This window comes from Streptomyces alboniger (assembly GCF_008704395.1).
In the GTDB taxonomy this organism is placed as follows: domain Bacteria; phylum Actinomycetota; class Actinomycetes; order Streptomycetales; family Streptomycetaceae; genus Streptomyces; species Streptomyces alboniger.
The window spans coordinates 5,771,440-5,793,359 of the sequence record NZ_CP023695.1 but is presented as its reverse complement, the minus strand read 5'-3'; the positions used below and the strand labels follow the sequence as shown (position 1 = coordinate 5,793,359).

Below are 21,920 nucleotides of genomic sequence, written 5' to 3'. Positions count from 1 at the left end.
TGTCAACCCTCCTACAGAGCAGGTCATGACGGCCACCCGCATTCGCGCCAGCCGGCCCGGGGCCCCATTCCTTGATCCGGACACCTCGCGACCCGGTGGGCGGACCGTACGCCGACGCGGGGGCCGCCGATGGGCCCGGACAACTCGGCCGGAACCGTGCGGCCCCACGGCCCAGAAACCTCTACAGCCCCGCCAGCGCGTTCCACCGCTTCGCGAACTCCGTGCGCTCCTTCGGCGTGATGTCCCGCGCGATCGCGAGCCGTTCGCGCATCGCGTCGTCCGGGAATATCAGCGGGTCCTCGGCGAGCGCCGCCAGCTCCTTGTCCTTGGCGGAGGCGAGGACGTCGCGGGCCGCGGGGACCGGGCAGACGTAGTTGACCCAGGCGGCGAGTTCCGCCGCCACCTCGGGGTCGTAGTAGTAGTCGACGAGCCGCTCGGCGTTGCGCTTGTGGCGGGCCAGGTTGGGGATCATCAACGACTCGGCCCACAGCTCGGCGCCCTCCTCGGGCACGACGAACTCGATGTCCGGGTCGTCCGCCTGGAGCTGGATGACGTCTCCGCTGTAGGCCTGGCAGGCCAGGACGTCGCCACTGGAGAGGTCCTTGATGTAGTCGTTGCCCGTGAAGCGCCGGATGTGGTGGGAGTTCACCAGCTCCTCGATCCTGTCGCACATCCGGTGGAAGTCGTCCGCCTTCCACCGGGTGACGTCGACACCGTCCCCCTGGAGCAGCAGCGCGAACGCCTCGTCGAGCCCGGACAGGAGCGTGACGCGGCCCTTGAGGTCGTCGGCCCACAGGTCGGAGACGTGCCTGATCTCGCGGCCGAGCCTGCGCTTGTTGTACGCGATGCCGGTGATGCCCGACTGCCAGGGGACGGTGAACTTCCGCCCCGGGTCGAAATGCGGTGAACGCAGCAACGGGTCCAGGTACTTGGTGACGTTGGGCTGGCGCGAGCGGTCCATCTCCTGCACCCAGCCGAGCCGCACGAAGCGGGCGCACATCCAGTCGCTGATGACGATGAGGTCGCGGCCGGTCTCCTGATGGTTCATCAGGGACGGGCTGATCTTGCCGAAGAACTCGTCGTTGTCGTTGATCTCCTCCGTGTAGCGGACGTCGATCCCGGTCCGCTTCTCGAAGGCGTCCAGCGAGGGGCGCCGCGTCTTGTCCTTGTCGTCCGTGTCGATGTACAGCGGCCAGTTCGCGAAGGTCAGCGCCCCGTCCTTCGCCGAGCGGTCGCCCGCGGAGCGCTCGTCCGGCGCGATGTACGCGGCGGGCACACCGCACCCCGCGAGCGCGCCGGCGGCCGCGCCCCCGCCGAGGGCGCGGAGCAGGGACCGGCGGTGCACCGGACGGGCCGAGGGGGCTATGGGGTTCGCTCGCACCCCGGCAGCATGCGCCTTCGCGCGGCGGCGCGGCAATGGACGCAGCGTCGAGCGCCGCCTCGTGGAACCGACACCCTGTCGATCACGCGTGCGGTCACGCCACGGGCGCGAGCCACGCCGCCAGGTCCCCCGCCGTGATCCGCTCCAGGGGCGCGGCGTCGGCCGGGCCCGGGTAGAGGCGGTACAGCGTGCCGGACGCGGCCTCGCCGGTCGCCGCCAACTCGCCGTGCAGCAGCGCGAGAAGGGCCCTGCGGCCGCCGAGGTCCGGCTCCGCGCACAGCGCGTCCGGCTCCCAGCCCTCCCGGATGCGCAGGGCGAAGTCGGCGCGCGGCTCGTCCGCAGCCCGCCGGTAGCCCCACAGGACGTGGCCGCGGCCGCGCACGTACACGTCGCCGTCGGTGCGGGCCGCGGCCGTCCAGCAGGCCAGGTCCCACAGGGTGGCCCGGCCGCGCGGCTCGAAGGTGTCGAGCAGGTCGTTGCCCATGCGCCGGATCTGCTCGCGGTGGCGCCACACGTCGTGGTCGGTGCCGGTCGTGGCGAGGGTGACATCCGCCCACCAGGCGCGCCGCGTCCGCAGGTCGACGATCATCGGGACGCGCAGCTTCGCGTCGCCCGCGAGGTCGAAGCGCTGTCGCACGCTCCGCGGGTCGTACACGGCCCGCGCCCCTGCCTCGACGGCCATGAACCCCGCGAAGGCGTCCGGGAGTTCGTCGAAGGGCACGTCGTTGTACGAGAGGACGGCAGGGACGACGAACCGCACCCCGGTGTTCGCGAGCCACGGCAGATCGAGGTCGAGGTACTCGGTGGCACCGTGCGGGGCGGGCGCCGAGGTCAGGTCCCCGGAGTGCCGGGCGGCGCCGCGCGCGTACTCCAGGTGGGTGTAGTCGCACAGGCCGACGAACCGCCACAGGTCGTCGTAGAGCACGACGGACAGGTCCAGGTCGACGCGCGTGCCCTTGGGCTGGAGCCAGTGCAGGAAGAGCCGCACCCGCTCGCTGTCCGTGGGCATGGGCAGCGAGCTGCCGCGCGGCACCGCGACCAGGGAGGCCGCGGAGGCGCGCTCGGCGAACGGCACGGGCAGGTCGTCGAGGGAGGCGTCCAGGACGGCCACGTCGTACCGCTCCCCCTCGCGCGCGGCGAGGCGCCGCACCGCCTCGGCCTCGATCAGCTCACCGGCGCGGCCCGCGACGCGGGAGGGCAGCGGCGGGCGGTGGTCCCCGACGGCGAACGCCTTGGTGACCCGTCCGCGCGGGAAGAACACCCGGCGGTGCCCGGGCGCGGTACGGATCTTCAGCTGTCCGTACGCCCCGAGCAGCGGGCCGGGTGCGGTGCGCGGCAGGGCGTGCGCGAGGGCCTCACCGACCGGCTCCGGGAGGGTGGCCGCGCCGGAGCGGGCCAGCAACAGGTCCAGGCGGCGCAGGAGTTCACCGGGGCGCTCGGACAGCAGGCCGGCGGCGGCCGTGACGTCCCAGCGGCCGAGGGCCTCCTCGACACGGCTCTGCCAGGTGACGAGGCGCAGCCGGTCACCGACGAGGCGGACGCTGTCGTGCCGGGCGGCCTCGGTGAGCAGCACCTCGCCGAGCGCGCTGTCTTCGAGGCGTGTCCCGCGCAGCACGGCGAAGGCGAGCGCCACGCGCGCGTGCCGGCCGGCGGCCTCGAAGGGGTGCAGGAGTTCACCGGCCCGCTTCCACGCGCGCGGGTGGCGGGCCATGTCCTCGGCGAGGCGCAGGAAGCCGAACCCGTCGAGCAGCGCCAGGAGTTCGCGTCGCACGGGACGGGAAAGGCCGCGCAGGCGCGGCAGTTCGAGCAGGTCGGGGTCGCCCCCGGAGCGTACGACGAGGATCCGCAGCACGTCGGTGGCGGTGTCCGCGTGCGTCCCGACGAGCGAGCGCACCTCGGGGAGGTCGAGCAGCGGGGCGAGGGCGAGGGCCTTGCTCTCGCGCAGCGGTATCGACTCGGGCAGCCAGTCGGCGGCCCGGGCCGGGTCCGCGTGTCCGAGGAGCAGCACCAGGTCGTCGTGGTCCTGCGGGTTCAACGGCGTACGGCGGGCGAGCAGGGCGGCGAGTTCGGCGGCGGCGTCGCCGGGTGCGGCGAGGCGCAGGGCGCGCAGGACCTCGCCCCCGTCACCGCCGAGGCCGGCGCCGGTGTCGAGCCAGGGGTCGAGGGGGCCGTCGGTCTCGTAGCGCCGCTCGCAGATCTGGCAGGCGTACCAGACGCAGCAGTCGTCGCAGCAGCCCCAGTCCTTCTCCTTGCGGTGGCAGTCGTCGCACAGCAGGTGCGCGCAGGGCATGAGGGCACGCACTCGTGCCTGGGTGCCCGCGCAGTTCATGCAGGGCTGGTGCGGCTGGGCGGCGAGGTGGGCGGCGACGACGGAGGTGAAGCGGTCGTAGGCGTGCTGGTAGGGGACCTCTTCGGGGAAGCGCGCGAAGAGCGGGGCGTGGCGGCGGTCGGAGCCCATCAGGGCGTCGACGTCGGCGATCAGCCTGCGCCCGGCCTCGGCGAGGTCACCGACGGACAGCGCGGTCAGCGCGCGGCGCAGCGGGGCGGTCAGCAGGTGCCCGCGGTCGGCGAGTTCGGCTTCGAGGACGACGACGGCGGCGTCGGTCTCGGCGGACCGTCCGGCGCCGGAAGGCACGCACACACTCTGCCGACGGCGCAGCAGCAGTCCGGCGAGGTCATCGGTCGTCGTCATCAGGTCCCACCCCCGGGAAACGGAAAGGCGGGGGCGGGGAGTGGGTGCGCTACGGATCTTTTGACATAAGAAGAAAGAAGGAAGCACACCGCGGAGCCGCCCCCGCGTACCCAACGGTACGCGGGGGCGGAGAGACCGGGCATCTCAATTAGCGTCGGGGGCGCCCCGAAGGGGCGCGGGGAACCGCGCGAGCAACCCCACGCACCCGCAGGGGACTAACCCTCGATGGACGTCATCACGTGCTTGATGCGGGTGTAGTCGTCGAACCCGTAGGCCGAAAGGTCCTTGCCGTAGCCCGACTTCTTGAACCCACCGTGAGGCATCTCGGCGACGAGGGGAATGTGCGTGTTGATCCAGACGCAGCCGAAGTCGAGCACCTTGGACATCCGCATCGCGCGCGCGTGGTCCTTGGTCCACACGGAGGACGCGAGCGCGTACTCGACGCCGTTCGCGTACTCCACGGCCTGCGCCTCGTCCGTGAAGGACTGCACGGTGATGACGGGGCCGAAGACCTCGTTCTGGATGATCTCGTCGTCCTGCTTGAGGCCCGAGACGACGGTCGGCGCGAAGAAGTAACCCTTCTCGCCGACCCGCTGGCCACCGGCCTCCACGCGCGCGTGCGCGGGCAGCCGCTCGATGAAGCCGGAGACCTGCTTCAGCTGGTTGGCGTTGTTGAGCGGGCCGTACAGCACGTCCTCGTCGTCCGGCTGGCCGGTCTTCGTGTCGGCGGCGGCCTTGGCGAGCGCCGTCACGAACTCGTCGTGGATGGACTCGTGGACGAGCACGCGCGTGGCGGCCGTACAGTCCTGGCCCGCGTTGAAGAAGCCCGCCATCGAGATGTCCTCGACGGCCTTGGCGATGTCGGTGTCCTCGAACACCACGACCGGCGCCTTGCCGCCCAGCTCCAGGTGGACCCGCTTGAGGTCCTTGGAGGCGGACTCGGCGACCTGCATGCCGGCGCGCACGGAACCGGTGATGGAGGCCATCGCGGGGGTCTTGTGCTCGACCATCAGACGGCCGGTGTCGCGGTCGCCGGTGACGACGTTGAAGACGCCGGGCGGCACGATGGAGCCGATGATCTCGGCCATCAGGACGGTCGACGCGGGCGTGGTGTCGGACGGCTTCAGCACCACCGTGTTACCGGCCGCGAGCGCCGGGGCGAACTTCCATACGCCCATCATCATGGGGTAGTTCCACGGCGCGACCTGCGCGCAGACGCCGATCGGCTCGCGGCGGATGATGGAGGTCAGACCCTCCATGTACTCGCCGGCGGCGCGCCCCTCCAGCATCCGGGCCGCACCCGCGAAGAAGCGGATCTGGTCGACCATGGGCGGGATCTCCTCGGACCGCGTGAGCCCGATCGGCTTGCCCGTGTTCTCGACCTCGGCGGCGATCAGCTCCTCGGCCCGCTCCTCGAACGCGTCAGCGATCTTCAGCAGGGCCTTCTGCCGCTCGGCGGGCGTCAGGTCGCGCCAGGCGGGGAACGCGTCGGCGGCGGCCTTCATCGCCGCGTCGACGTCGGCCTGGCCCGACAGCGGCGCGGTGGCGTAGGCCTCGCCGGTCGCCGGATTGATCACCTCGGTGGTCCGTCCGTCGGCCGCGTCCCGGAATTCTCCGTTGATGTAGTTGCGCAGACGGCGCAGCTCGGTGCTCACTTCCGGCCCTCCAGTCAGATGTCCAGTGGATGAGACACCCACACTAGTCGCTATACCGACGCTTTCAACATACCCAGCACCCCAGAACTGCGGAATCCGTGACGATTGAAGTCTCAGACAACGAAATTCATCGATCTGGCCTTGCGGAAGTGACGAGACGTCGTGCAGAGTGAGGTCGTGGCCAGTCGCAGCGCAGACCCCAGCAGCCCCCGCGGCTCCCGCACCGGAAATCCGGGCGGAAGCGCCGGCGGGAACGGCACCCCGCCCGTGGACGCCGTCTCTCTGGCGATCATCGAGCAGCTTCAGGAGGACGGACGCCGTCCGTACGCCGCCATCGGCAAGGCCGTGGGCCTGTCCGAGGCGGCCGTACGCCAGCGCGTCCAGAAGCTGCTCGACCAGGGCGTGATGCAGATCGTCGCCGTCACGGACCCGCTCACCGTGGGCTTCCGCAGGCAGGCGATGGTCGGCATCAATGTCGAGGGCGATGTGGACCCGGTCGCGGACGCCGTGGCCGCCATGCCGGAGGCGGAGTACGTGGTGATGACCGCGGGCTCGCACGACCTCCTCGTGGAGATCGTCTGCGAAGACGACGACCACCTGCTCGAAGTCATCAACAAGCGCATCCGCGCCCTCCCCGGCGTGCGCTCCACCGAGAGCTTCGTCTACCTCAAGCTCAAGAAGCAGACCTATATGTGGGGAACCCGATAGCCGTGAGCAAGGACCTCAGCCAAACCGCCTACGACCACCTGTGGATGCACTTCACCCGCATGTCGTCGTACGAGAACGCGCCCGTTCCCACCATCGTGCGTGGCGAGGGCACCTACATCTTCGACGACAAGGGCAAGAAGTACCTGGACGGCCTCTCCGGCCTCTTCGTCGTCAACGCGGGACACGGCCGTCACGAGCTCGCCGAGACCGCCTACAAGCAGGCCCAGGAGCTGGCCTTCTTCCCGGTGTGGAGCTACGCCCACCCGAAGGCCGTGGAGCTGGCCGAGCGCCTCGCGGACTACGCGCCGGGCGACCTCAACAAGGTCTTCTTCACCACCGGTGGCGGCGAGGCCGTCGAGACCGCGTGGAAGCTGGCGAAGCAGTACCACAAGCTCACCGGCAATCACACGAAGTACAAGGTCATCTCCCGCGCGGTCGCCTACCACGGCACCCCGCAGGGCGCCCTGTCCATCACCGGCCTGCCGGCCCTGAAGGCCCCCTTCGAGCCGCTCGTCCCGGGCGCGCACAAGGTACCGAACACCAACATCTACCGCGCCCCGATCCATGGCGACGACCCCGAGGCCTTCGGCCGCTGGGCCGCCGACCAGATCGAGCAGGAGATCCTCTTCGAGGGCCCGGAGACGGTCGCGGCCGTCTTCCTGGAGCCGGTGCAGAACGCGGGCGGCTGCTTCCCGCCCCCGCCCGGGTACTTCCAGCGGGTGCGCGAGATCTGCGACAAGTACGACGTGCTGCTCGTGTCGGACGAGGTCATCTGCGCCTTCGGCCGCCTCGGCACGATGTTCGCCTGCGACAAGTTCGGCTACGTCCCGGACATGATCACCTGCGCCAAGGGCATGACCTCGGGCTACTCCCCGATCGGCGCGTGCATCATCTCGGACAGGATCGCCGAGCCGTTCTACAAGGGTGACAACACCTTCCTGCACGGCTACACCTTCGGCGGCCACCCCGTGTCGGCCGCGGTCGGCATCGCCAACCTCGACATCTTCGAGAAGGAGGGTCTGAACCAGCACGTCCTCGACAACGAGGACGCGTTCTACCAGACCCTGCGCAAGCTGCTCGACCTGCCGATCGTCGGCGACGTCCGCGGCAACGGCTTCTTCTACGGCATCGAGCTGGTGAAGGACAAGAACACCAAGGAGTCGTTCAACGACGAGGAGACCGAGCGCGTCCTGTACGGCTTCCTCTCGAAGGCGCTCTACGACAACGGCCTGTACTGCCGTGCCGACGACCGCGGCGACCCGGTCGTCCAGCTGGCGCCGCCGCTGATCTCCACCCAGGAGACCTTCGACGAGATCGAGGGCATTCTGCGACAGGTGCTCACGGAGGCCTGGACGAAGCTCTGACCGGTGGTCACCTGAGGTGATCGTCCGATCAACACCGGCCCTGGGGCGCCCGTTCGAGTGAGAACGGGCGCCCCAGGGCCGCGTCCTTTCCTGGCAAGTCCGCCCGAATCCCTAGCGTGCCCAGTGACCGATCGGCCCCGCCTTCGTTCCCCCGTACGGGGGAGGCAAACTGATCTGAACCGAGGTGTACGCCATGGTGGCCCCGCCGGACAACGACGTGCTGTGGGCACGCGCACTGCATGTCACACACAACGGCTCCCCCGCCCTCACCGGCGTCTCGCTCGGTGTCCGCGAGGGTGAGATCCTCGCCGTCAGCGGCCCACGCGGCAGCGGCAAAACGACTCTCCTGCGGTGCCTCTCGGGCCAGTTGCTGCCCCAGCAGGGCGAGGTCTGGTTCAACAGCGCCCCCGTCCACACGATGAGCCCGCTCGTGCGCGAACGCCTGCGGCGCGATCGCTTCGGCTGGATCGACCCCGAGCCGCACCTCGTGCCCGAACTCACCGCCTGGGAGAACGTCGCCCTGCCGCTGATGCTGCGCGGCGCCTCGCGCCGTACCGCCAAGCCCGCCGCCCAGGAGTGGCTGGAGCGACTCGACATCGGCCGGTGCGCCCGCAAGCGCCCGCACGCCCTCCTCCAGGCGGAGCGCCAGCGCGTCGCCGTCGCCCGCGCGCTGGTCACCACGCCGACGGTGATCTTCGCCGACGAGCCGACCGCGCCCCTGCACCGCGCCGACCGCGCCCACGTGCTGCGCACCCTGACGACCGCGGCCCGCTCCCACGGCATCACGGTCGTCCTCGCCACCCACGACCCGGACCTCGCCCCCCTGGCGGACCGCACGGTCACGCTGCTGGACGGCCGCCGGGTGAAGACGGTGCACCTACCGGACGCGGACACCCCACCCGGACCGAGCCTCTCGAAGACGTCCGAGCCCAGGCGGGCGTCCCAGGCGGGGACTTCGGAGGGGCGGGTCTCGGAGGGACAGGCTTCGGAAGCGCGGGCGTCGCAGGCACGAGCGTCGCGACCGCACGCTTCGCAGGCGCGCGTCTCGGAGGCGCAGATTTCGCAAACGCGGGTCACGGAGGCTCAGGCCTCGCAGGAGGGGGCCCCGGAAACGCGGCTCTCGGAGGCTCAGGCTTCGCAGGAGCGGGCCGCGGAGGCGCGGACCTCGCAGGCCTCGGCGTCCGGGGCCGGCGAAGGACCGGTGGCCGCCGCCACCTCCGGCACCACCACCGCCACCTCCGCCGGGGCCTCGCAGGCGCAGGCATCGCAGGCGCAGGCCTCGCAGACCGCGGCGTCCGGGGCCGGCGAAGGACCGGTGGCCGCCGCCACCCCCGGCACCACCACCGCCACCCGGGCCCCCCAGGCGCAGGCATCGCAGACGCAGACCTCGCAGACCGCGGCGTCCAGCGCCTCCGAGCCCGACGAAACGCCGGTGGTCGCTCCCGACACAGGCACCACCTCTGCCACCTCCACCAACCTCGGCACCACCGCCGCCTCTACCGACCTCGGCGCCACCACCAGCCCCCCAACAACCCCAGACACCTCGGGCGCCCCCGACAACTCCGCCGCAGGCACCGCCCCCGCCCCCGGGGCGCCCGGCGCCGCCCCCCGTGTCTCCGACGCGGAAGGCCGGGCCGCGTGCTCGCTCTCCGTCTAGCGCGCGGCGCCCACCCGCTCGTCCAGTTGCGGCGGCTGCTCGTCGCCGCCGCGGCCGCGGGGACGGGGTTCCTGCTGCTGTGCACACTGGCGTACGCGATGGAGCACCCGGGAACCGGTTCCGTGCTGCGGCTCGCCTGGTGCGCCGCGCCGACCGCCGCGACCGTGTACTTCGCCGTCGCCGTCGCCCGTACCGACCCCGGCACCCGGCCGCGTGCCGGGCTCTCCGCCGTGGGCCTCGGACCGGCCCGGCTGATGGTCCTCGCCGCGATCTCCACGGCCGTCGCCTGCACCCTCGGCTCCCTGGTGGCGCTGCTCGTCTTCCTGCATCTGCGCGGCGACCTGTCGGGCCTGCCCTTCGACGGCGCGGCGGCCGAACTGCTCGCCGCCGACCGGCCGTTGCCGCTCGCCGCCGCGCTGACCCTGCTCACCGTGGTCCCGCTCACCGCCTCCGCCGCGAGCGCCGCGGCACTGCGACCGCGGCCCGCCACGTCGAGCGGCGCCGAGAACCCCGGGGAGCCCGCCGCACCGGCCCCGGCGCCGAGCGGCCTCCCCTGGGGCGTCGCGCTGCTCGCGGCGGGCCTCGCCGTGGAGACGTACGCGAGCGGCAAGGCCAACGGCACCGGCCTGCCGGTGCCGGGAGGGGCCGACGGCAACCCCGCGGGCGTCCTCGCCGGATGGGCCCTGACCGCACTCGGCCTCGCGCTCGCGGGCCCCGGCCTCACCTACCTCTGCGGCCGCCTCCTCCAGGCCGCCCGGCCCGGCGCCGTGCGGCTGCTCGCGGGGCGCGTCCTCCAAGAGGAGGCGCGGCGCATCGGACGACCGCTCGGCGTGCTGTGCGCGGTGGCGTCGGGCGCGTACGCCTCGGGCGTCCTGTACGCGGGCCCGCGTACAGGCATCGGCCCGCTCACCGCCCTCGGCGCGCTGCTCGTCGCGGGCTGCGCCGTGCTGACGCTCGCGACGGCCGCCGTGGAGGCCAGGCAGTCCCGCGCGGACACGACCGCGGCGCTGCTGCGGCTCGGGGCACCCGCGACGATGCTGCGCGGCTCCGCGGCGCTGCGGGCGGGCGCGCTCACCGCCGTGTTCGCCCCGCTGACCTGGGTCGTCGCGGAGCTGGCCGCGCTGCCGCTGGGCCGCTGAGAACGCGTACGAGAAAACATCGCGGCGAGCGATGAGTTCGGAGTCGAACGCACGTCTAACCTCCCGTACGGCAGACGCATACGGCAGACGCGTACAGCACCCGCACTCACTGGGAGAGACGCTCATGTACCAGCAGATGATCTTCGTGAACCTCGCCGTGAACGACGTCGACGCGACGAAGACGTTCTTCACCTCGCTCGGCTACACCCTCAACCCGCAGTTCTCGTCGGACGACTGCGCGTGCGTGGTCATCAGCGACACCATCGTCGCGATGATGCTGGGCAAGCAGCGCTACGCGGACTTCACGGAGAAGGAGATCGCGGACTCCACGAAGACCAGTGAGGCGCTGCTGTGTCTGAGCGCCGAGAGCCGCGAGAAGGTCGACGAGATCGTCGACAAGGCGATCGCCGCCGGTGCCACGGCCGGCAAGGTCCAGGACTACGGCACGATGTACGGCCGCGCCTTCGACGACCTGGACGGCCACACCTGGGAGTTCATGTGGATGGACCCCTCCGAGGTCCAGGGCTGAGCGAGCCCGCTTTCAGGGGTCAGCAGCGGAAGTAGCCGTGGATGGTCGTGCCCTCGTCCGGGGCGGTGTGGATGCGGACGAGGTCGGCGACCACGTGGACCAGCAGCAGCCCCCGCCCTCCGCGCCGGCCCGGGGGCTGCGGTCGGCGGCCGGCGAGCGGGTCCGTGAGGAGCCCGGCGTCCCGCACCTCGCAGACGACGTGGCCGTCCTGGAGCCAGACCCGCAGCGCGCCGGAGCCCCGCCCGTGCACCACGCTGTTGGTGGTCAGCTCGGCGACGGCGAGGGCGAAGTCGTGCAGGCGCTCCTCGGGCAGGCCCAGCTCGGCCGCACGACGGGTGGCGAAGTGCCGTACGTCGGGGAGTGTCTGCGCCTCGTAGCGCGTCTGCGGCACGTCACCGGGTGCGGTCAAGGGCTGGTTGTAGCGGGAGACGACCGCTTCGGGGGCGTAGGCCGCGCTGGTGCTCTGCGTGCCGGCCTCGATGATCGTGGGGTGCGTGGCGTAGGCGTCGGTGAGGACCGTCTCCTCCAGGCTCACCACGTCGTAGGGACACAGGATCGTTACCGCGCGGCCCTGGAACGCGAGGTTGATCAGCGCCTCGTGCTGTACGCAGGCGGGGTACTCCGTCGGGGTACGCCCGGCCCAGATCGGCTCGCCGATGATCCGCACGCGCCCGGTGGGGTGGGCGTCGGCGAAGGCGCCGAGCACCCGCGAGATGATCCGGCCCGGATTGCGCCCCACCTGCGTCATGTCGAGGAGTTTGACCTGCGCGGCGCGTGCGCCCAGCTCGCCGCGGATCAGTTCCAGATTGGGCCCCGGGACCGCCACCGCCACGGCCTCGCCCGCGTCCAGACCCTCTTCGACGAACGGTACGGTGCCCGCCACGTACTCCCGCTCGCCCCGGTAGAACAGGGCCGGGTGGACGAAGGGCTCGGTCTCGGTCACGGCACTCATGAAGCGGCCACCTCGATTACAGACAGATCGGGCCAGAACAACTCCAGCAGACGGCGCAGGGCTGGCGGCGGGCATTCCAGAACGAACCGCTGCCCGCCGTGCAGACCCTGAGCGGTCATGGCCAGGGCCGTGGCGCCCGCCATGTCGATGAACGTCAGTGCCGAAAGCTCGAAGTAGTACGCGCCGTGCTGCCGCTGGGCCACCCGCTCCAAGGCCTGCTCCCACGCCTCGTGCGTGGGCAGGCAGATCTCGCCGGCCACCTCCACGCCGGCTCGGTCCGTCAGGGGGCAGATGCTCAGCCGCGTGTTCCGCGGTGTCGCCTCGTCCGCCCTCGCATGCCCCTCATGCGGGTCGTTCACATCGTCCTCCCGCTTCCGTCCAGGACGTCGCCGTCCAGTATCCATGGTCCGGCCCGGACCAGGAGCGGGGTGCACCAAGCTCGCCCCGTCCCGCACGGCTCAGGTGACCCGCACCCCGATGAGGCAGGTGTCGTCGTCGGTGTCGGAGGCGCTGTGCGTCAGGAGTCTGTCGAGCTGCTGCTCCAGGTCCGCGGCCGGGGGTCCTGCCGTGGTCAGCAAGCGGGCCAACGAGTCCTGGACCGATTCGTCACGGCGCTCGACAAGTCCGTCGGTGTACATCAGCAGGGTGTCGCCGGGTTCCAGGCTCAGCTCCCGCTCCTCGTAGTCGGTGTCGGCCAGGGCGCCCAGCAGGATGCCGCCGACCGTGGGCAGGGGGGCCGCCTTCTGCCCGCGCAGCAGCACCGGTGGCAGGTGCCCGGCGCGCGCCCAGCGCAAGGTGTGCCGCTCCGGGTCGTACAGGCCGCACACGGCGGTGGCCGTGACGTGGGCGGTCAGGTGGTGGGCCACGATGTTGAGCCAGGACAGCAGTTGCGCGGGACCGGCCCCGGTGACGGCCAGGCCGCGCATGGCGTTGCGCAGGACCACCATGCTGGTGGCGGCCTCGATACCGTGTCCGGCCACGTCCCCCACGCACAGCATGATCTGTTTGGACGGCAGGGTCACGGCGTCGTACCAGTCCCCGCCGACCATGGATTCCGATTCGGCGGGGCGGTACCGCACGGCGATCTGGAGTCCCGGACTGCTCAGCGGGGCCTGGGCGGGAGGCATGATCGCGTGTTGCAGTTGCAGGGTCAGCCGGTTGCTCTCGGCGGCCTGCTGTTCGGTGTGGGCCAGTTGGTCGCGGGTCGCCGCCAGGGCCACCTCGGTCCAGTGCTGGGAGGAGATGTCCTGGTAGGCGCCTCGCACGGACAGCAACCTGCCGTCGGCGTCCAGGACGGGTTCGGCGATCACCCGCATGTGGCGGGTGACGCCGTCGGGCCGTTCGAGGCGGAAGGCGGCCGAGGACGACCTGCGGTGATGGAGCACGGTGCGCAGGAAACGGCGGATGGCGGCGGCGTCGTCGGCGTGGGCGTACGAGGTCAGCGCTTCCAGGGGTACGGGCGGCGCGTCGTGCGGACGCCCGTACAGGTCGAACAACTGATCGTTCCAGGTGACTTCGCCCGTGGTGAGGTTCTCCTCGAAGCCGCCGATCCTGCCCAGGCGCTGGGCGTGCTGCAAGAGGTGGGCCAGGCGGGCCGCCTCGTCCTCGATGCGCCAGATGAGCAGGACGCAGCCGCCTTGGCGGCTGATGCTGACATCGGCGACCGCGGCGAGGGAGACCTGACCGACCAGCGCGGTGAGGGTCATGCGGCGGGTACGGAACGGCTCGCCGGTCGCGTACACCCGCTCGATCTTCTCGAACAGCTCGCTGCCGCCGACGGCCATGGGGTAGGCCTCCAGCAGCAGCGCTCCGTGCACGGCGCTGCGCGGCCGGCCCGCGGGGTCGACGAAGCTGCTGTTGACATGGTGGACACGGAAGTCCGTGAGCTGTCCGTCCGGGCCCATGTACGGCACCAGGACCAGGACGGGGTCGTACAGGCCGTCCGCCAGCTCCACCAGTTCGGAGAGGCCGGGCGTGGCCGCCCAGGTGTCCGTGGAGGGCGGGGCCGGCCTGTCCGGGCGGCTCTCCAGAGTGTGGGCGCACAGCTCCGCGAGCGCGTCGATCTGGCGGAGGATCTGCGGTGGCTGCGGTTCCAGCGGACCCGGCCAGCAGATCTCCAGGACGCCGTTGACGCGGCCGCCGGTGCCCACGGGGAGCGCGATGCGCCCGCCGCGGGGGTGATATGCCCGGCCGATGGACGGCAGGCCCTCCTCGGACATGTCCGTGATGTGCACGGGCTGCCGCTCCGTCAGCGCCCGGCGGGCCAGCGTGGACACGCCCGGCGGCACGTAACACCAGCGGTCGGCCTCGCCCGGGCCGAAACCCGCGTGCCCGGCCAGGGCCAGTGACGCGTCGGACCCCGCGCTCCACACGGCGACCGAGCAGGCGCCCAGCGGTGCCAGGGCGTGCGCCAGGAGCGACTGGGCCGCGGCCTGTGTGTCGCCCCCGGCCAGGGCGCCGCTCTCCGCCGTACGCAGGCGCGCGCCGATGGAGGGTGCTGCCTGCTCGGCGGGCGGATCGCCGTTGGCGCGGCTGGCGAAACCGCTGGCGACCTCGGCGAGGTGGTCCTGCGACGACTGGTTGACGATGTCCGCGGCCAGCTCCAGCTGGGAGACGCCCGCTTCCTGGGCCAGCGAGGCCAGTTGCCGCGCGGCCACGGCGGGGCCGCACCGCAGCCGCTCGATCAGCACGCCCTTGGCGAGTTCGATCAGCGCGCGGCCGTCGGCCGCCGCCTGCGCGGCGCGGATCTCGCCGCGCAGCCGTTCCACCGTCGCGGCCAGCCTGCCCACGCCGGAGGTCTCGGCCTCCGTGCGGGCGCCGGGTACGTGGTGGTCCGGTGAGGGCGCGAGCGCCGACGGCCCCGCCGGGGCGTCGGGGGGCGGCGGCGCGTCTTGGCCGACGGGCTCCTGAAGGGGTTCCGATGTGGTCACTGTGCTGCCGGCTCCTCACTGAGCCAGCGCCCGATGCAAGCGATCAGGTCGTCGGCGTCCACGGGCTTGGTGACGTAGTCGCTGGCCCCGGAGGCCAGGCTCTTCTCCCGGTCGCCCGGCATGGCCTTCGCCGTCACGGCGACGATGGGCAGTGTCGCGTAGGCCGGATCCTGCCTGATCTCCGTCGTCGCCGCGTAGCCGTCCATCTCGGGCATCATCACGTCCATCAGGACCAGGTCGATCTCCGGGTTCGCGCGCAGCGTCTCGATTCCCTTGCGCCCGTTCTCCGCGTGCAGCACCTCGATGCCGTGCATCTCCAGGATGCCGCTGATGGCGTACAGGTTGCGGGCGTCGTCGTCCACGACCAGCACGACCCGCCCGGAGAGGCTGCCGCCGACCACCTGCGGGAGCTGCTGCTCGCCGGCCTCCTCCCCCCGTACCAGCGGGACCACGTCCCCGGGCTGCTCGGCGGACAGGTGCAGCGCGATGCGTTCGCGCAGCTCGTCCAGGCTGGAGATCAGCTCCAGGGGACGCGTGCGGGAACGTGACTGGAGCTGTTGTTCGTGCGCCGGGTCCAGGCGGCGGCTGTTGTGCGCGAGGACGGGTACCGATGTCGCGGCGGTGTCGCCGTCCATCGCGTCGAGGAACCGGAGCGCCTCGTCCTTCGGCATGTCGAGTTCGAGGACGACGCAGTGGCAGGCCCCCGCGGCCAGGCTCTCGGCCGCTTCCACCGGGCCGACGGCGGTGATGACCTCGATGTCCTCCTCCGCCGCCTTCGCGGAGAGGTCCCTGCCGCCGGACAGATCGGCGACAGCGCTCTCCGCGACCAGGGAGAGCAGGCCGCGCGCCCGCCCCTCGACGACGAGCAGCCGTCGTTTCCGGCGGGGCGCCGGGTCCGGGCGGTCGCCACGGCCGTCGCCCACCGGGCGGGCGGGTGTGGCCCGCGCGACCGGCGCGGCGTCGGCCGTGGTCCCCCATTCGGCGCGGTCCACGGGCAGGTAGAGGGTGAACGTACTGCCCTGCCCCTGCGTGCTCGCGGCGACGACCACGCCGCCGAGGAGGTGGGCGATCTCCCGGCTGATGGACAGACCGAGGCCGGTGCCGCCGTACTTGCGGCTGGTGGTGCCGTCAGCCTGCTGGAACGCACCGAAGATCGCTTCGAGCTGGTGCTCGGCGATGCCGATGCCGGTGTCCTTCACCCGGAAGGCCAGCATCGCCTCGCCGCGCCTAACGGACGCCGGCACCTCGCTGTCCCCGGCCATTTCGATACGCAGCTCGACGCTGCCGCGTTCGGTGAACTTGACCGCGTTGGACAGCAGGTTGCGCAGGACCTGCCGCAGCCTCGAATCGTCGGTGTGCAGCTCGGACGGCACGTCGGGCGCGGTGCTGATGGTGAACCCGAGGTGCTTCTGGGTGGTCATGGGCCGGAAGGTCGCCTCGACGTAGTCCAGGAGCTTCCGCATCGCCACCCGCTCGGGGTTGATGTCCATCTTGCCGGCCTCGACCTTGGACAGGTCGAGGATGTCGTTGATCAGCTGGAGCAGGTCGGATCCCGCCGAGTGGATGATGCCCGCGTACTCGACCTGCTTCGCGGTGAGGTTGCGGGTCGGGTTCTGCGCGAGCAGCTGGGCGAGGATGAGCAGACTGTTCAGCGGGGTGCGCAGCTCGTGGCTCATGTTGGCCAGGAACTCCGACTTGTACTTGGAGGTGAGGGACAACTGCTGTGCCCGTGCCTCCAGTTCCTGGCGGGCCTGCTCGATCTCCAGGTTCTTCGTCTCGATGTCGCGGTTCTGGGCCGCCAGCAGGGCCGCCTTCTCCTCCAGTTCGGCGTTGGAGCGCTGGAGCTCGTCCTGCTGGACCTGCAACTCCGCGGAGCGTGCCTGGAGTTCGGCCGTCAGCCGCTGGGACTCGTCAAGGAGTTCGTCGGTGCGCGCGTTGGCGACGATGGTGTTGACGTTCACCCCCAGCGTCTCCATCAGCTGTTCGAGGAAGTCCCGGTGCACCGGGGTGAACTGCTCGAACGACGCCAGCTCGATGACGCCGAGCACCTGGTCCTCGACGAGGATCGGCACCACGATCAGGCTGCCCGGCGCGGCCTGCCCGAGCCCGGACGAGATGACGTAGTCCGCCGGGAGCCGGTCGACGGTGATGGGCCGCCGACTGCGCGCCGCCTGGCCCACCAGGGACTCCCCGAGCCGGAAGCGACCGCCCTCCGCGCGGTCCGCGGGGCGGCCGTAGGACCCGACCAGCGTGAGGTCGGCGGACCCGTCCGCGTCCTCGGCGAGGTAGAAGGCTCCGTACTGCGCGCCCACGAGGGGCGTCAGCTCGTCCATCACCAGCTCCGCGACCACGGCGAGGTCCCGGTGGCCCTGGAGCAGGCCGGAGATGCGCGCGATGTTGGACTTGAGCCAGTCCTGCTCCTGGTTGGCCAGGGTCGTCTCGCGCAGCGACTCGACCATGGCGTTGATGTTGTCCTTGAGTTCGGCGACCTCGCCGGAGGCGTCGACGGTGATGGAGCGGGTCAGGTCGCCCTCGGCCACCGCGCTCGTCACCTCGGCGATGGCACGTACCTGCCGGGTGAGGTTGCCGGCCAGTTCGTTCACGTTCTCGGTCAGGCGCTTCCAGGTGCCCGACACTCCCTCGACCTCGGCCTGACCGCCCAGCCTGCCCTCGCTGCCGACCTCGCGCGCCACGCGCGTCACCTCGGCGGCGAACGCCGAGAGCTGGTCGACCATCGTGTTGATGGTCGTCTTCAGCTCCAGGATCTCGCCGCGGGCGTCCACGTCGATCTTCTTCGACAGGTCGCCGTTGGCCACCGCGGTGGTGACCAGGGCGATGTTGCGCACCTGATTGGTCAGGTTGTTCGCCATCGAGTTGACGTTGTCGGTGAGGTCCTTCCAGGTACCCGCGACATTGGGGACACGGGCCTGGCCGCCGAGCTGGCCTTCGGTGCCGACCTCGCGCGCCACGCGCGTGACCTCGTCGGCGAACGCCGAGAGGGTGTCGACCATCGTGTTGATCCCGCCGGCGAGCGCGGCGACCTCGCCCTTCGCCTCGACGGTGATCTTCTGCGAGAGGTCACCGCGCGCCACCGCCGTGGCGACCTGGGCGATGGACCGCACCTGGCCCGTGAGGTTGGACGCCATGACGTTGACGTTGTCGGTGAGGTCCTTCCAGGTGCCGGAGACCCCGCGGACGGTCGCCTGGCCGCCGAGGTTGCCCTCGGTGCCGACCTCGCGGGCCACGCGGGTCACCTCGTCGGCGAAGGCGGAGAGCTGGTCGACCATCGTGTTGATGGTCTCCTTCAACTCCAGGATCTCACCGCGGGCGTTGACCTTGATCTTCTGCGACAGGTCGCCCCCGGCCACCGCGGTGGCCACCTGGGCGATCGAACGCACCTGGTCCGTCAGGTTGCCCGCCATGCTGTTGACCGAGTCGGTCAGGTCCCGCCAGGTGCCCGAGACGCCCTTGACGTCGGCCTGGCCTCCCAGGATGCCCTCGGTGCCCACGTCACGCGCCATGCGGGTGACCTCGTCGGCGAAGGACGAGAGCTGGTCGACCATCGTGTTGATGGTCTCCTTCAACTCCAGGATCTCACCGCGGGCGTTGACCTTGATCTTCTGCGACAGGTCACCCTTGGCCACGGCTGTCGTGACCTGGGCGATGTTGCGGACCTGGTCGGTGAGGTTGCCCGCCATCAGGTTCACCGAATCGGTCAGGTCCCGCCAGACGCCGCCGACGCCGGGCACCTGGGCCTGGCCGCCCAGCCGGCCTTCGCTGCCGACCTCCCGGGCGACGCGGGTGACCTCGTCGGCGAAGGCGGAGAGCTGGTCGACCATCGTGTTGACGGTCTCCTTCAACTCCAGGATCTCACCACGGGCGTCCACGTCGATCTTCTGCGACAGGTCACCCTTGGCCACCGCTGTCGCCACCTGGGCGATGTCCCTGACCTGGGTCGTCAGATTGCCCGCCATGGCGTTCACGTTGTCGGTGAGGTCCGCCCAGGTCCCGGAGACGCCGGGTACGACGGCCTGCCCGCCCAGGGTTCCCTCGGTGCCGACCTCGCGGGCCACGCGGGTCACCTCGGACGTGAACAGCGACAGCTGATCGACCATGCCGTTGAAGACGGACGCGATCTCCCCGATCAGTCCGTCGCCCTCGTCCGGCAGCCTCGTGCCGAAATCGCCGTCCCGTACGGCCGTGAGCCCCGCCAACAACTGCCGCAGCTCCGGCTCCCCCACCCCGCCGCCCTCATGAGAGGTTCGCGATCGGGGCACCGAGCGCCCCTTCTCGACCGCCGCCTCAGCCATGATCGACCTCGTTTCGCTCAGATACCGCACCAAAGGGCCGCCCCGCGCGGAACCCGCGCCTCTGGTTGGCGGGGCCGCCGACCGACTTCCACAACCTTCACCGTTTGCCCACGGCTGTACAAAAATACGCAGCAGGTTACCCGGTGCCCGTACCGGGGACGGAATTCCCGCTCGGGGCCGGGCCGGACAGGCTCTTAGGATGGGCCCATGCAGCCGACTGACGAACCCGTGTCCGACCCGCGTCCGACCGGCGAGGACCGCGAGATCGAGACCCTCGCCGAGTTCGACGAGGTCTGGGGGCGCGGCGCGCTCGCCGGCTGCCGCGTCCAGGCCGTCGACCTGACCGAGCGCAGTTCCGCGCTCCTGACCGCCCATGTCGCGGGCGCCGTCTTCCTCGGCTGCCCCATGCGCGAGGACGCGGCGGCGAAGGTGCGGGCCTCGGGGGCGCTGGTCTTCCCGCCGGTCCCCGGCCTGCCGTTCAACCCCTACCGTGGGCTGCTCTACACCCCCGGCGACCTGTTCGCCGGCCTCGCCGACGGCGGGTACGACGCGACGCCGGACGCCCACGCGTACGACTGGTTCCAGCGGACCAAGGCCGACGGCGACGTCTTCTCGTCGATGCTGCGCGCGATACACGACGACTCGATCTCCGACGCCCTGGACGAACTGCTCGCCGGGGCAGGCGTGGTGGGCGTGATGGGCGGCCACGCGATGGCGCGCGGCACCGAGGCGTACGCGGGCGCGGCGCGTCTCGGCCGTGCGCTGGCCCGCGCCGGGTTCACCGTCGCGACGGGCGGCGGGCCGGGCGCGATGGAGGCGGCGAACCTCGGCGCGTACGCCTCCGACTTCGCCGACGGCATGCTGGACGAGGCCCTGGAACTCCTCGCCAAGGCACCCTCGTTCGAGCCGTCCGTCACCGAGTGGGCGCGGGCGGCCTTCGCGGTCCGCGAGCGCTGGCCCTCGGGTGGCGCCTCGGTCGGCATCCCCACCTGGTTCTACGGCCACGAGCCGCCGAACGCCTTCGCGTCCCACCTGGCCAAGTACTTCGCCAACGCCACCCGGGAGGACGGCCTGCTGGCCCGCTCGAACGCGGGCGTCGTCTTCCTGCCGGGAGCCGCGGGCACGGTCCAGGAAGTCTTCGACAACGCCACCCCCAACTACTACGAGTCGCGCGGCGAGCCCACCCCGATGGTCCTGGTCGACCGCGCGCACTGGACGGAACACCTCCCGGTGTGGCCCCTGCTCGAGTCACTGGCCCGCGGCAGGTCCATGGAGTCGCGGATCGCCCTGGTGGACCGGGTGGAGGAGGCCCCTGCGGCGCTCGACGCCCTCCTGTCGGGCCCGGGTCACGTCTCCAGCAGCCCCGCGAGCACCTCGTAGGACCGTCCCCAGTCCCACTCCCCGCGCACCCACGCCCGGCCCTTCTCGCCCATGGAGCGGGCGAGTTCGCGGTCCCGCAGAAGTCGTACGAGGCGGTCCGCGACGGCCGCCGGGGAGCGGCCGTCGACGACGTAGCCGCTCTCGCCGTCCCGTACGGCGTCCGGCGCGCCCCCGGAGTCGCCCGCCACGACCGGCAGCCCGGCGGCGGCCGCCTCCAGGAAGACGATGCCGAGCCCTTCCACCTCCAGGCCACCCCTGCGCGTACGGCACGGCATGGCGAAGGCGTCGGCGGCGGCGTAGAACAGCGGCATCTCGGGGTGCGGCCGTCCGCCTGCGAAGACGACGCCGTCCAGGACGCCCCGTTCCTCGGCGAGTTGCCGCAGGCGCGCCTCGTGCGGCCCCGAGCCGACCAGCAGCAGCGTGGCGTCGGCGACCGCCCTGCGCACCATCGGCCACGCCTCGATCAGGGTGTCCTGTCCCTTGCGCGGCACGAGGCGCGCCGCGCACAGGACGACCGGCCTGCCGTCGGCGAGTCCGTACCGCTCCCGCACCTGGCGGCCGTCCAGGCCTGGCCCGAACGCCTCGGCGTCGACGCCGGGCACCAGGCGGGCGAACCGCACCCCGGGGTCCATGGCCCAGCGGACGGGGTCGCGGGTGCTCGGCCCGAGGTAGGTGACGCAGTCGGCGCCCGCGCCGATCCTGCGCAGCAGCGTCCGCGCGCCCGGGGTGCGGGCCCACCACACCTCGTGGCCGTGCGTCGTGGCGACGACCCTGCGCACGGCCGCCTCCCGCCGCAACCGCCCGGCGAGCAGCCCGAGCGGCGCGGCGGCGCCGAACCAGACGCGGTCGCAGCCGTACCGCCGGGCGAGGGCGACCGCCCGCTCCCCCGTGCGCCGCGTCGGCAGCAGGGTGCGGGCCCGATCGCGTACGACGGGGTGGGGGAACGTCCCGTCGTACGCCACGTCGCCCGGCTCCGCCGAGGTGTACACGACGGCCGAGCCGGGCGGGAAGCGCCGGACGAGGGTGTCCACGAAGGTCTCGATGCCGCCCTGGCGGGGCGGGAAGTCATTGGTGACGACGAGGGTGCGAGGCATGCTCCGACGCTAGGAACCCGCGGCGCGCGGCGCGTCGCCCCGGGCTCCGTAACCCCGGGTCAACCCGTGGCATGACTTGCGGCTGCCGCCTCCACCCTGACGCCGACGCCCCCGCCCCGCGCGGCCCGC

General features: G+C 71.8%; 13 protein-coding genes and 1 pseudogene. 6 read left to right on the top strand and 8 right to left on the bottom strand.

Annotated features, from left to right (window positions below; genetic code table 11):
- Window positions 1–181: 181 nt before the first annotated feature.
- From CP975_RS25995 to CP975_RS25985, 3 genes are all read right to left on the bottom strand, one after another.
- Window positions 182–1,381 (bottom strand): polyamine ABC transporter substrate-binding protein, encoded by a 1,200-nt coding sequence (locus CP975_RS25995; protein ID WP_055527185.1) that lies wholly within the window; start codon window positions 1,379–1,381, stop codon window positions 182–184.
- 94 nt (window positions 1,382–1,475) lie between these two features.
- On the bottom strand, window positions 1,476–4,073 hold the full coding sequence (locus tag CP975_RS25990) for an MXAN_6230/SCO0854 family RING domain-containing protein (protein ID WP_055527187.1): 2,598 nt from the start codon (window positions 4,071–4,073) through the stop codon (window positions 1,476–1,478).
- Window positions 4,074–4,288: 215 nt separating this feature from the next.
- On the bottom strand, window positions 4,289–5,728 hold the full coding sequence (locus tag CP975_RS25985) for a gamma-aminobutyraldehyde dehydrogenase (protein ID WP_030784580.1): 1,440 nt from the start codon (window positions 5,726–5,728) through the stop codon (window positions 4,289–4,291).
- 162 nt (window positions 5,729–5,890) lie between these two features.
- Here CP975_RS25985 and CP975_RS25980 point away from each other — a divergent pair, with 162 nt between their 5' ends.
- The 5 genes and pseudogenes from CP975_RS25980 (at window position 5,891) to CP975_RS25960 (ending at window position 11,125) form a co-directional block, all read left to right on the top strand.
- On the top strand, window positions 5,891–6,436 hold the full coding sequence (locus CP975_RS25980; protein ID WP_078594210.1) for an Lrp/AsnC family transcriptional regulator: 546 nt from the start codon (window positions 5,891–5,893) through the stop codon (window positions 6,434–6,436).
- On the top strand, window positions 6,421–7,800 hold the full coding sequence (locus CP975_RS25975; RefSeq protein ID WP_055527190.1) for an aspartate aminotransferase family protein: 1,380 nt from the start codon (window positions 6,421–6,423) through the stop codon (window positions 7,798–7,800). Before CP975_RS25980 ends, CP975_RS25975 begins: the two co-directional genes overlap by 16 nt.
- A 193-nt stretch (window positions 7,801–7,993) precedes the next feature.
- Window positions 7,994–8,689: pseudogene (locus CP975_RS25970) on the top strand (ABC transporter ATP-binding protein); the annotation flags it as partial.
- A 749-nt stretch (window positions 8,690–9,438) separates the two neighbouring features.
- Complete coding sequence (locus CP975_RS25965) at window positions 9,439–10,596, top strand: hypothetical protein (RefSeq protein WP_150477394.1); 1,158 nt, start codon at window positions 9,439–9,441, stop codon at window positions 10,594–10,596.
- 124 nt (window positions 10,597–10,720) lie between these two features.
- The gene (locus CP975_RS25960; RefSeq protein WP_055534601.1) at window positions 10,721–11,125 is read left to right on the top strand and encodes a VOC family protein; all 405 of its coding nucleotides are present in this window, start codon (window positions 10,721–10,723) and stop codon (window positions 11,123–11,125) included.
- 19 nt (window positions 11,126–11,144) lie between these two features.
- Here the strand turns inward: CP975_RS25960 and CP975_RS25955 are convergent, their stop codons facing one another.
- The 4 genes from CP975_RS25955 to CP975_RS25940 all read right to left on the bottom strand — a co-directional run bounded on the left by CP975_RS25955 (window position 11,145) and on the right by CP975_RS25940 (window position 19,317).
- Window positions 11,145–12,077 carry a sensor histidine kinase gene (locus CP975_RS25955; RefSeq protein ID WP_055534604.1) on the bottom strand — a complete coding sequence of 311 codons (933 nt, stop codon included), beginning with the start codon at window positions 12,075–12,077 and terminating at the stop codon, window positions 11,145–11,147.
- A complete protein-coding gene (locus CP975_RS25950) occupies window positions 12,074–12,436 on the bottom strand; it encodes an STAS domain-containing protein (RefSeq protein ID WP_246201630.1) in 363 nt (120 codons plus the stop codon). The genes CP975_RS25955 and CP975_RS25950 overlap by 4 nt, the downstream gene beginning before the upstream one ends.
- 99 nt (window positions 12,437–12,535) lie before the next feature.
- Window positions 12,536–15,007: a SpoIIE family protein phosphatase gene (locus tag CP975_RS25945; protein ID WP_055534606.1), complete on the bottom strand. Its 2,472-nt coding sequence runs from the start codon at window positions 15,005–15,007 to the stop codon at window positions 12,536–12,538.
- Complete coding sequence (locus tag CP975_RS25940) at window positions 15,004–19,317, bottom strand: HAMP domain-containing protein (protein WP_055534610.1); 4,314 nt, start codon at window positions 19,315–19,317, stop codon at window positions 15,004–15,006. Before CP975_RS25940 ends, CP975_RS25945 begins: the two co-directional genes overlap by 4 nt.
- Before the next feature lie 207 nt (window positions 19,318–19,524).
- Between CP975_RS25940 and CP975_RS25935 the strand changes: the two genes are divergently transcribed.
- Window positions 19,525–20,697, top strand: coding sequence for an LOG family protein (locus CP975_RS25935; protein ID WP_055534611.1), 1,173 nt, complete (start codon window positions 19,525–19,527; stop codon window positions 20,695–20,697).
- Here the strand turns inward: CP975_RS25935 and CP975_RS25930 are convergent.
- Window positions 20,664–21,791 (bottom strand): glycosyltransferase family 4 protein, encoded by a 1,128-nt coding sequence (locus CP975_RS25930; RefSeq protein WP_055534612.1) that lies wholly within the window; start codon window positions 21,789–21,791, stop codon window positions 20,664–20,666. The genes CP975_RS25935 and CP975_RS25930 overlap by 34 nt on opposite strands.
- Window positions 21,792–21,920 lie beyond the last annotated feature (129 nt).